Annotated in this window: 12 protein-coding genes; 2 read left to right on the forward strand and 10 right to left on the reverse strand. The window is 72.8% G+C overall.

Annotated elements, in window-relative coordinates:
• From BAW75_RS33405 to lysS, 3 genes are all read right to left on the reverse strand, one after another.
• The coding region (locus tag BAW75_RS33405; protein WP_146074793.1) for a Clp protease N-terminal domain-containing protein at positions 1 to 110 on the reverse strand (110 nt) is incomplete at its 3' end.
• Between the two features lie 511 nt (positions 111 to 621).
• On the reverse strand, positions 622 to 972 hold the full coding sequence (locus BAW75_RS04125) for a histone-like nucleoid-structuring protein Lsr2 (protein ID WP_166457523.1): 351 nt from the start codon (positions 970 to 972) through the stop codon (positions 622 to 624).
• Positions 973 to 1,094: 122 nt separating this feature from the next.
• Entirely contained in the window at positions 1,095 to 2,603 is a 1,509-nt protein-coding gene (gene lysS, locus BAW75_RS04130; RefSeq protein WP_043327915.1) for a lysine--tRNA ligase, read from the reverse strand.
• A 93-nt stretch (positions 2,604 to 2,696) separates the two neighbouring features.
• On the opposite strand from lysS, the gene BAW75_RS04135 reads away from it, so the two are divergent.
• Positions 2,697 to 3,449, forward strand: coding sequence for a class I SAM-dependent methyltransferase (locus tag BAW75_RS04135; protein ID WP_104112700.1), 753 nt, complete (start codon positions 2,697 to 2,699; stop codon positions 3,447 to 3,449).
• 52 nt (positions 3,450 to 3,501) lie between these two features.
• Here BAW75_RS04135 and BAW75_RS04140 read toward each other — a convergent pair whose 3' ends face one another.
• From BAW75_RS04140 to BAW75_RS04170, 7 genes are all read right to left on the reverse strand, one after another.
• Complete coding sequence (locus BAW75_RS04140; protein WP_030504826.1) at positions 3,502 to 4,260, reverse strand: type III pantothenate kinase; 759 nt, start codon at positions 4,258 to 4,260, stop codon at positions 3,502 to 3,504.
• A 9-nt stretch (positions 4,261 to 4,269) separates the two neighbouring features.
• Positions 4,270 to 5,166 carry a carboxylating nicotinate-nucleotide diphosphorylase gene (gene nadC / locus BAW75_RS04145; protein WP_104112701.1) on the reverse strand — a complete coding sequence of 299 codons (897 nt, stop codon included), beginning with the start codon at positions 5,164 to 5,166 and terminating at the stop codon, positions 4,270 to 4,272.
• Positions 5,163 to 6,854 (reverse strand): L-aspartate oxidase, encoded by a 1,692-nt coding sequence (locus tag BAW75_RS04150; RefSeq protein ID WP_104112702.1) that lies wholly within the window; start codon positions 6,852 to 6,854, stop codon positions 5,163 to 5,165. The genes nadC and BAW75_RS04150 overlap by 4 nt, the downstream gene beginning before the upstream one ends.
• A 61-nt stretch (positions 6,855 to 6,915) precedes the next feature.
• Entirely contained in the window at positions 6,916 to 7,809 is an 894-nt protein-coding gene (locus BAW75_RS04155; RefSeq protein WP_064446773.1) for a septum formation family protein, read from the reverse strand.
• 170 nt (positions 7,810 to 7,979) lie between these two features.
• Entirely contained in the window at positions 7,980 to 8,408 is a 429-nt protein-coding gene (panD, locus tag BAW75_RS04160) for an aspartate 1-decarboxylase (RefSeq protein ID WP_104112703.1), read from the reverse strand.
• A 29-nt stretch (positions 8,409 to 8,437) separates the two neighbouring features.
• On the reverse strand, positions 8,438 to 9,280 hold the full coding sequence (panC, locus tag BAW75_RS04165) for a pantoate--beta-alanine ligase (RefSeq protein ID WP_104112704.1): 843 nt from the start codon (positions 9,278 to 9,280) through the stop codon (positions 8,438 to 8,440).
• The gene (locus BAW75_RS04170) at positions 9,280 to 10,209 is read right to left on the reverse strand and encodes a Rossmann-like and DUF2520 domain-containing protein (RefSeq protein WP_104112705.1); all 930 of its coding nucleotides are present in this window, start codon (positions 10,207 to 10,209) and stop codon (positions 9,280 to 9,282) included. Before BAW75_RS04170 ends, panC begins: the two co-directional genes overlap by 1 nt.
• Positions 10,210 to 10,401: 192 nt before the next feature.
• Here BAW75_RS04170 and BAW75_RS04175 point away from each other — a divergent pair.
• On the forward strand, positions 10,402 to 11,026 hold a 625-nt coding region (locus tag BAW75_RS04175; protein ID WP_244206006.1), incomplete at its 3' end, for an SAM-dependent methyltransferase.

Raw genomic sequence — 11,026 nt, forward strand, 5'->3', positions numbered from 1 at the left:
AGGCCCAACAGGATGTGCTCCGTACCGATGTAGTTGTGGTTGAGCATCCGGGCCTCTTCCTGGGCCAGGACGACAACCCGTCGCGCTCGGTCGGTGAACCGCTCGAACATGCCCTCGTGCTCCTCACGTGCCGTGCGCCTTGATGGTCAGATCTCGGCGGGGCCGGTGCGCGGACGTCCGGGACGGGCGTCCGTGCCTCCTTACTCTATCGCCGCGGACCGTCTCCGCTGAGGTCGTGTGGCCCCGCGAATGCTCGTTCCGACGTCGTTTCAGACAACCGTCCACGCTCAGGAGGTGTTCCGGGACCCCTGCCTGTACGCGCAGAGCGAAATTCGACCGGCGGCAGAGGGCCGGCCGAGCAGACCTGGGCGGCGTCACACACCCGCCGCGGTTGTCCACAACCTGTGGACGGAATCTCCACCGCCTGTGGACAACTTCCCCGGGTGGAGATTTCTTCCCACCCCACCCCACCCCAACCCAACCCGCCTCGCGGCCAGGCGGATCGGACATCCGCCACTCGGCGGGACGCCGGCCGCGACCGTGACAACGGGGCGGAAACGGCGACGCCGGGCCGGAGTCGCACTCCGGCCCGGCGTCGCGTCGCCCGTGACGAAGGTGGGGTCAGTGCCCCGCCTTCGCGTGGTACTCGTCCACGATCTCCTGCGGGATCCGGCCCCGGTCGGAGATGTCCTTGCCGGCCTTCTTGGCCCACTCGCGGATGGCCCGGTTCTGCTCGCGGTCGGCGGTCGCGCCGCCCCGGCCCCGAGCGGCCCGGCCACCCACGACCACACCCCCGCGACCGACCTTCGTTCCGTTCGCGATGTACGGCGCGAATACGTCACGCAATTTCTCCGCGTTGGATGCGGAGAGGTCGATCTCGTACTGCACGCCGTCGAGCGCGAACTTGACGGTCTCGTCAGCGTCCCCGCCGTCCAGGTCATCGACCAGCTTGTGAATGATCTGCTTGGCCACGTCCCACATTCCTTTCGAGCAGGGTGCTGCTCCTGCAATACTCGCAAGAGCACAATAACCCGTCCGGCGCTTGTTCCGTCAATAGGACGGGGTAACGAGCCGGAGAAGCTTTGCGGGAGCGCCTACTCCGGCCGGACCAACGGGAACAGGATCGTTTCCCGAATTCCCAGCCCGGTCAGCGCCATCAGCAGGCGGTCGATTCCCATTCCCATGCCACCGGACGGCGGCATTCCATACTCCATCGCTCGGAGAAAATCCTCGTCCAGCCGCATCGCCTCGTCGTCGCCGCGCGCCGCGAGCTGCGCCTGGGCGACCAGCCGATCCCGCTGCACGACCGGGTCGACCAGCTCCGAGTACGCGGTACCCAGCTCGAATCCCAGCACGTACAGGTCCCACTTCTCGGCCAGGCCCGGCTCACTGCGGTGGGCCCGGGTCAGCGGGCTGGTCTCCTCCGGGTAGTCGCGGACGAACGTGGGCGCCTGAAGCGACGGCACCACGAGTTCCTCGAACAACTCCTCGGCCAGCTTGCCCGGTCCCCACTTCGGGTCTACGGAGAGACCGACCTTGTCCGCGTACTCGACCAGCCGTGCCCTTTCGGTGCGGACGGTGACCTCCTCACCGAGCGCTTCGGAAAGGACACCGAACAGTGTCACCGAGCGCCACTCGCCGCCCAGATCGAACTCACGCCCGTCGGCGTGGGTCACCACGGTCGATCCGGCGACCGCGATCGCGGCCTGCTGTACGAGATTTCGGGTCAGCTCGGCCATCGTGTCGTAGTCGCCGTACGCCTGGTACGCCTCCAGCATCGCGAACTCCGGCGAGTGCGAAGAGTCGATGCCCTCATTACGGAAGTTACGGTTGATCTCGAAGACGCGGTCGACGCCACCGACCACCGCGCGCTTGAGAAACAGTTCCGGCGCGATTCGCAGATACAGATCCGTGTCGAGCGCATTGCTGTGGGTCACGAATGGGCGGGCCGCCGCGCCACCGTGCAGCAGTTGCAGCATCGGGGTCTCGACCTCGATGAAGTCCTGCCCGTGCAGCGTGTCCCGCAGGCTGCGGACGGCGGTGGCCCGGGTGCGGACCATCTGCCGGGCCTGCGGGCGGACCACCAGGTCCACGTAGCGCTGGCGGACCCGGGACTCCTCGCTCAGCGGCTTGTGCGCCACCGGCAGCGGGCGCAGCGCCTTGGCGGTCACCGCCCATTCCTCGGCCAGCACGGACAGCTCGCCGCGCCGGCTGGTGATCACCTCGCCGGTCACGCCGACGTGGTCGCCGAGGTCGACCAGGCGCTTCCAGTCCGCCAGCCGCTCCGGCCCGACCCGGTCCAGCGAGAGCATCGCCTGGAGTTCGGTGCCGTCACCGTCGCGAAGGGTCGCGAAGCAGAGCTTGCCGGTGTTGCGAATGAAGATCACCCGGCCGGTGACCGAGGCGCGGTCGCCGGTGGCGGTGTCGGTGGGCAGGTCGGCGTAGCGCTCGCGCAGCTGCGCGAGCGTCGTGGTGCGCGGGAAACCCACCGGGTACGGCTCGGTGCCCTCGGCGAGCATCCGGTCCCGCTTCTCCCGGCGGACCTTCATCTGCTCGGGAAGGTCGTCGGCGGGGTCTGCTGGCAGGGCGTTCTGCTCGGTCACGGCACGCTTCCTCAGGCCTTGGGAACATCGGCGGGGTCAGCACATGAGCGTACTCAAGCGGCCTGGCGGCCGTTACGGGATAACCTGCCCGTCATGACCGACCCCACTGCGGCGCTCTCGTTCGGCGCCGCCGCGGCCGAGTACGACCGGTTCCGTCCCCGTTATCCCCGGGCCGCGTTGCGCTGGGCACTGGACGGGCTGCACGACGCCCGGGTGGTCGACCTCGGCGCGGGCACCGGCATCCTCACCCGGGGACTGCTGGCGCTCACCGCGGACGGGACGGTGGCTCAGGTCGTACCCGTGGAACCGGATCCGGGGATGCGGGCGCAACTGGCCGCCGCCACGCCGGGCACGACGGCGCTCGCGGGCAGCGCCGAGGCCGTGCCGCTGCCGGACGGGTCGGCGGACGCGGTGCTGGTCGGGCAGGCCTACCACTGGTTCGACAGGGAGCGGGCGCACGCCGAGGCCGCGCGCGTCCTGCGCCCGAGCGGCACGTTCGCGCCGGTCTGGAACATCCGGGACGAACGGGTCGGGTGGGTGGCGGAGCTGACCCGGATCGCGCACCTCGGGGACAACGCGGGCGACGTGACGCAGCGGTACGCGGACTTCGGCGCCGCCTTCACCGCTGTCGAGATCGGCGAGTTCGCCCACGCGACCACGCTCACGCCGGACGAGGTGGTGAGCATGCTGCACACCCGCTCGTTCTGGCTGACCGCCGACGCGGACGAGCGGCGACGGGTGGACGCGGAGCTGGCGGAGCTGTTCGCCACCCACCCCGACCTGGCCGGCCGGGAGACGGTCGAGCTGCCCTACCGCACGATGGTGCTCCGGGCCCGGCGGCGTTAAAAAGGGGCCCCTCCTCTACCGGAGGCGTTAACAGGGGGCCCTTCCTTGCACCTCAGGTGTTGCGGTCGTAGACCATCCGCAGGCCGATCAGCGTGATCATCGGCTCGTGGTGGGTGATGGTGTGGCACTCGCCGAGCACCAGCGACGCCAGGCCGCCGGTGGCGATGACCGCCTTGACCCCGCCCAGTTCCTCGGACATCCGCTCGACGATGCGGTCCACCTGACCGGCGAAGCCGAAGTAGAGCCCGGCCTGGAGACACTCGACCGTGTTCTTGCCGATCACCGAGCGCGGGCGGGTCGCCTCCACCTTGCGCAACTGCGCGGCGCGGGCGGCCAGCGCGTCGAAGGAGATCTCGATGCCCGGCGCGAACGCCCCGCCGAGGAACTCCCCCCGGCTGCTGATCACGTCGAAGTTCGTGGTGGTGCCGAAGTCCACCACGATCGACGGCCCGCCGTAGAGCGTGTACGCGGCAAGCGTGTTCACCACGCGGTCCGCGCCCACCTCCTTCGGGTTGTCGATGGCGAGCTGGACGCCGGTGCGGACGCCGGGCTCGACGATCACGCTGGGCAGGTCGGCGTAGTACCTGTCGAGCATGGTGCGCAACGAGCGCAGCGCGGCCGGCACTGTCGAGCAGGCGGCCACCCCGGTGATCTCCACAGCGTCACCGGCGAGCAGCCCGCGGAACATCAGCCCCAGTTCGTCCGCGGTGGAGCGGGCGTCGGTCTTGATGCGCCACGAGTGCACCAGCTTGTCGCCGTCGAAGGTCGCCAGCACGGTGTTCGTGTTTCCGATGTCGATGCAGAGCAGCACAGCGGCAGCCTAGACGTCGCGCAGGTCGAGGGCGATGTCCACGATCGGCGAGGAGTGGGTGAGCGCGCCGACGGAGAGGAAGTCGACGCCGGTCGCGCCGTACTCGGCGGCCATCGGCAGCGTCAGCCCGCCGGTGCTCTCCAGCTCCGCCCGGTCGCCCACCGACGCCACCACCTCGCGCAGCTGCGCCGGGGTCATGTTGTCCAGCAGCAGGAACTTCGCGCCCGCCTCGACCGCCTCCACCGCCTCGGCTGGCGTGTCCACCTCGACCTGCACCGGGACGTCGGGGAACGCCTCCCGGACCCGGCGGAACGCGGCGCTGATCCCGCCCGCGGCGACCTTGTGGTTGTCCTTGATCATGGCGACGTCGTACAGGCCCATCCGCTTGTTGGTGCCGCCGCCGGCCCGGACCGCGTACTTCTCCAGCGCCCGCAGGCCCGGCGTGGTCTTGCGGGTGTCCAGCACCGTCGCCTTCGTACCGGCCAGCTCGTCGGCCCAGGCCCGGGTGTGCGTCGCCACGCCGGACATGCGGGACAGCAGGTTCAGCGCCGTCCGCTCGGCGGTCAGCAGCAGCCGGGTCGGGCCGGTCACAGTGGCCAGCACGTCGCCGCGCGCCACCCGCTGCCCGTCGTGGGCCACCACCGACACCTCGACCGTACGCCCGGCGCCGGTCACGTCGGCGACCAGCTCGAACACGGCGGCGGCCACCGGCAGCCCGGCCACCACGCCGTCGGCGCGCGCCACCAGATCGGCCGTGTCCTGCTGCTCGTCCGGGATGGTGGCCACGCTCGTCACGTCGAGGAAGTCGGGCCCGAGGTCCTCGTGCAGCGTGTCCAGGATGATCCGCCGGACCCGCTCCGGGTCCAGGCCACCGTCGCGCAGCGCCTGCTCCGTCGACTCCCTCATGAGTGCTTCTCCTCCCAGCGCTCGGCCACCCGGCCGTCCGTACCCACCTCGGCCACCAGGTGGCCCAGCCACCGCTCGTCGGCCGTCGGGAAGTCCTCCCGCCAGTGACAGCCCCGCGTCTCCTGCCGGGCGTACGCGGCCGCGACCAGCGTCGACGCCACGGTGAGCAGGTTCGTCGCCTCCCAGTCGGCGGTACGCGGCACGCCCCGCCCCGCGCCCAGCCCGGTGAGCGCGGCGGCGGTGGCCTCCAGCGTCCGCGCCGACCGGAGCACGCCCGCGCCCCGCGTCATCGCCCGTTGCAGTTCCGCCGTGCCGGACGCCGGCACCAGCGCGCCCGGGCCGCCGATCCAGGCGCCGGTCTCCGCCGGGCGGGCCTGCTCGGGCAGCCCGGCGGCGATGTCCTCGGCGATCCGGCGGGAGAAGACCAGCCCTTCCAGCAGCGAGTTGCTGGCCAGCCGGTTCGCGCCGTGCACGCCGGTGCAGGCGACCTCGCCGCAGGAGTACAGGCCGGGGATTGAGGTACGGCCGCGCAGGTCGGTCCGGACGCCGCCGGAGGCGTAGTGGGCGGCCGGCGCGACCGGGATCAGGTCGGTCGCCGGGTCCACGCCGATGGCCAGGCAGGACGCGACGATGGTGGGGAACCGCCGGGCCAGGAAGTCACCGCCGAGGTGCCGGGCGTCCAGGAACACGTGGTCCGCGCCGGACGCGAGCAGCACCCGGTGGATGCCCTTGGCGACCACGTCCCGGGGCGCCAGCTCGGCCAGTTCGTGCTGGCCGACCATGAACCGCTTGCCGTCGCCGTCGACCAGGTGCGCGCCCTCGCCGCGCAGCGCCTCGGAGACCAGCGGCTGCTGGGCCAGCCCCGCGCCCGGCCCGCCGGGCGGCACGATCAGCGCGGTCGGGTGGAACTGCACGAACTCCACGTCGGTGACGGCCGCGCCGGCGCGCAGCGCCAGCGCCACCCCGTCGCCGGTGGACACCGCCGGGTTGGTGGTGGCGGCGAAGATCTGCCCCATCCCGCCGGTGGCCAGCACGACCGCGCGGCCGAGGATCGCGCCGACGCCGTCCTCGCTGCCCTCGCCGAGCACGTGCAGCGTGATGCCGCAGGCCGGGCCGAGCCCGCCCGGCCCGTCGCCGGGGGCGCGCAGCAGGTCCAGCACCAGCGCGTGCTCGACCAGCCTGATCCACGGGTCGCGGCGTACCGCGTCGTGCAGCGCCCGCTGCACCTCCGCGCCGGTGGCGTCACCGCCGGCGTGCACGATCCGGTCGGCGCGGTGGCCGCCCTCCCGGGTCAGCATCAGCGACCCGTCCGCGTTGCGGTCGAACTCCGCCCCGATCCGCATCAGCTCGCGCAGCCGGGTCGGGCCCTCGGCCACGAGCGCGCGGACCGCCGCCGGGTCGCAGAGGCCGACGCCGGCCACCTCGGTGTCGTACGCGTGCGCGTCCGGCGTGTCCGCCGGGTCCAGTACGGCGGCGATGCCGCCCTGCGCCCAGCGCGTCGAACCCTCGTCCATGTCGACCTTGGTGACCACAGTGACGTGCAGACCCGCCTCGCGCAGGTGCAGCGCGGCGGTCAGCCCGGCCACGCCGGAGCCGACCACGATCACGTCTGTCGTCTCCACCCACCCGGGGGCGGGCGCGGCGAGCAGCCGGGGCAGCGTCGGCAGGTCGACGGTGGGTAGGTCCATGAGCACAGTCAACCCGAAGCGAACTCGGCTCGGGCGCGGGGGGCGTGACGAGTGCCCTCGGCTACCTCGTCCGGCGCGGCAGGGCAGCCGGTCCGGCGCCCTTGAGCGAGGTGGTCACCGTACGGTCGCTGAGCCACAGGTAGCAGCGCACGCCCCGGTCGCCGACCGCCCAGCGACCGGCGGCGGGCGGGCGGACCACCACGTCGCTGCGGTAGCGCAGGAACGCGTCGGCGGGCACCCCGGCGTAGCGGGCGATCACGGCGAAGCAGCCGTCGTAGAGGGGAACCCAGTCCTCCGGCTTCTTCGGGTACGGGCGGTCCGGCGCGGCCCACACGCCGACGAACTCCGCGTCGTGCGCGACAGCGCAGTCGACCGGGGTGAGCCGCTGCACCCGGCCCGCCTCCCGGGTGGTGCGCTGGCAACCCAGCCGCAGCGGGGAGGGCGGCTTGAGCGCGTCGCGCAGGCTGCCGGTACGGGTGACCACGGTGGCCGCCGCCTCGACCGTGGTCAGCTCGGTCAGGTCGCACCGGTACCAGCGGGAGCCGGCCGTCCAGCCGAGGGCGGTCGGCACCGCCACCGCCAGCCGGAGGCGTCCGGCGCGCCAGTCGTCACCCACGTACCCGCTGGCCCGTTTGTCGCAGTCGGCGAACGCGGTACGCATCTCCGGTGAGGCGAGCGCCGGCGGGGCGGGCCGGTCGGCGGTGAACGCCCCGACGTGCACGGTCTCCACCCGGTGCGGCAGTTCGCAGCCGACCGGCGCGTACGCGGACAGGCCGACGCTCGGGATGAAGTCGGCGACCTGGCAGACCTCTGCGGCCGGGGTGAACGGCCCGGGTGCGGCCATCGCAGGCCAGTCGTCGGCGAGGTCGCCGTCCAGGCCGCCGGTGCCGGCGCAGCCGGTCAGAGCGGCGCTCGCGACCATCGCGGCGACCAGGAAGCTCATCGCACGGCGCATCGCGGCCTCCCCCAGCCGACGACCGTCGATCCCCGACGGTCCGCCCAGGGTAGCCGAAAATGACCTTCCGGTGACAGACCGCGTTCCCCGCTCTTCCGCCCCGTCGATCTTGCACTAACCGCCCTGACAAACCGCCTGAAAGGGGTGGCGGAGGGGCCGCGACTGCAAGATCAACGGGGAGAGGCGGCGAGGGGGTTGGGGACGGGGGCGCCTGCGGTGCCGGGGGCGGCCCGGGCCGGGTCGGCGGTCAGGTCCACGACCTTGTTGTCGGCGTCGACGTGGACCACCTTCGGGCGGTACGTGCGGGCCTCGGCGTCGTCCATCTGCCCGTACGAGATGAGGATGACCAGGTCACCGGGGTGCACCAGGTGCGCGGCGGCGCCGTTGATGCCGATCACGCCGCTGCCCCGCCGCCCCGGGATCACGTACGTCTCCAGCCGCGCGCCGTTCGTGATGTCCACGATCGCCACCTGCTCGCCGGGGAGCAGGTCCGCCGCGTCGAGCAGATCCTCGTCCACAGTCACCGAGCCGACGTAGTGCAGGTCGGCCTGGGTCACGGTGGCGCGATGGATCTTCGACTTGAGCATGGTCCGGAACATCGGGGTGCCTTTCCGCATTCGTGGTGGGGTCAGGGACGCGGCGCGAGGTGGATCGCCGTGTTGTCGATCAGGCGGGTGGCGCCGACCCAGGCCGCGATCAGCAGCCGGGCCGGCCCGTCGACCGGGCCGGGTTCCAGCTCGGTGTCGGTGAGCACCAGGTAGTCGAGGCGGGCGGCCGGGTTGTCGAAGGCCCGGTGGGCGGCCGCGAGCACCGCGCCCGCGTCCTCGCCCCGCACGGCCGCCGCCGCCCCGGCCCGCAGCGCGACGGACAGGCTCAGCGCCGCCTCCCGCTCCGCCGCCGACAGGTAACGGTTGCGGCTGGACAGGGCCAGGCCGTCCGGTTCCCGTACGGTCGGCACGCCGACGATCTCGGTCGGCACGTCGAGGTCGCGGACCATCCGGCGCACCAGGGTGAGCTGCTGGTAGTCCTTCTCGCCGAAGAAGGCCAGGTCGGGCTGCGTGAGCTGAAGCAGCTTCATGACCACCGTGAGCACGCCGTGGAAGAAGCCGGGACGGCTCAGACCCTCCAGGTCCTCGCCGAGCGGCCCCGGGTTCAGCCGTACCGTCGGCTGCCCCTCCGGGTACATCTCGGCCACCGGCGGCGCGAACACCGCGTCCACCCCCACCCGGCGGCAGATCTCCAGGTCCGTGTCGAGCGTGCGCGGGTAGCGGTCGAAGTCCTCGTTCGGGCCGAACTGCAGCGGGTTCACGAAGATCGTCACGATGACGTGGTCGGCCCGCTCGCGGGCGGCCCGCAGCAGCATCTCGTGCCCGGCGTGCAGCGCGCCCATGGTCATCACCACGCCGACCGTGCCGGTCATCGCCTCGCGGGCGGCCGCCAGCTCCTTGCGCGTGTGCAGCACCTCGGCCATCAGGCCGCCACCTCGATTCCGTCCAGCACGTCCCGGAGGGCGGCCGCGTCCGCCGGGCGCAGGCGGCCGACCGCGACGGCGCGGTCCGCCGTCCGTCGTGCCAACGCCAGATACGCGGGTACGGATTCCGGCGCGGTCCGCGCCAGCCGGTCCAGATGCCGGCGTACGGTGCCCGCGTCGCCCCGCGACACCGGGCCGGTCAGCGCGTCGTCGCCCAACCGCAGCGCGTTCTCCAGCGCGGCCCGCAGCAGCGGGGCGAGCACCTTCTCCGGCCGCTCCACGCCGGCGTCACGCAGCCGGTCCGACGCCTCGTTGACCAGCGTCACCAGGTGGTTCGCGCCGTGCGCGAGCGCCGCGTGGTAGAGCGGCCGGTCGGTCTCGCCGACCCACTCCGGCACACCGCCCAGGTCGGCCACCAGCCGGGCCGCGAACGCGCGCAGCTCGGCCGGGGCGGTCACGCCGTACGAGATGCCGGGCAGGCGGGACAGGTCGTCCGGCGTACCGGTGAAGGTCATCGCCGGGGCCGCCGCGAGCGGCCGGGCGCCGGCCTCGGCGGCCGGGGCCAGCACGGCCAGCCCGTGCGCGCCGGACGTGTGCGCCACCACCTGGCCGGGGCGCAGCGCGCCGCTCGCGGCCAGGTCGGCGATCACGCCCGCGAGCGCGTCGTCGGGGACGGCGACGATCAGCAGGTCGGTGGCGGCACGCGCCACCTCGGACGCGGCGCGGTGCGGGGTCTCGGGCAGCAGCAGCGCCAGCCGGGCCCCTGTCGCGCCCGAGGCGCCGGACGCGGCGACCACGCGGTGGCCGGCGGCGGCGAGAGCCGCGCCCAGCGTGGCGCCGACCCGGCCGGCGCCCAGCACGCCGACGGCGAGGGTACGCGGGAAGACGAGCGGGGCAGCGGTGGCCCGGTGGCGCAGCGGTGCGCTCATGGCGGCGATCCAGTCCTCGAAGGGGGTACCGGTCGATGGCAAGTATGCGCCCGGGTGACAGACCGGAAACAAGAAGGTGTGAAAACCTTCACCGGCCGCCCGAAGAGGCCGCTGCGGTGGCGGGCAAACCGCACTTTCGGGTACGTCCCGTAGGGTCGGCGGGTGACCACCCCGCTGCGCTGGCGCGACGCGATGGAGCAGGCGTTGTACGGGCCGGACGGGTTCTTCGTCTCCGGCGCCGGCCCAGCCGCGCACTTCCGCACGAGCGTGCACGCCTCACCCGTCTTCGCCGCCTGCCTGCTGCGGCAACTCGAAGCGGTGGACGCGGCGCTGGGCCACCCGGACCGGCTGGACGTGGTGGACGTGGGCGCGGGCCGGGGCGAACTGCTCCGGGCCCTGCTGGCCCGGGCCGCACCCGAGCTGTCCGCCCGGATCCACCCGGTGGCAGTGGAACGAGCCACCCGCCCGCCGGACCTGCCTCCGGAGATCGACTGGCGAACCGACATCCCCGACGGCATCACCGGCCTGCTCCTGGCCACCGAATGGCTGGACAACGTCCCGGTGGACGTGGCGGTCCACACCCAGGCAGGCTGGCGCCTCCTCCTGGTGAACCCGAGAACCGGCGAGGAGACGCTGGGCCCGCCCCCGTCCCCCACCGAAACCACCTGGCTGACCCACTGGTGGCCCCCGGCCCTCCCGCGCAACGCCCCGTTGATCAAGGAGTTTGCGGACGTGGAGAGCTCGGATCAGGACACAAACTCCTTGATCAACGCCGTTGGTGAGGGCGGCAGCAGCGGTGGGCGGGCGGAGATCGGGG

This window comes from Micromonospora chalcea (assembly GCF_002926165.1).
GTDB lineage: Bacteria > Actinomycetota > Actinomycetes > Mycobacteriales > Micromonosporaceae > Micromonospora > Micromonospora chalcea.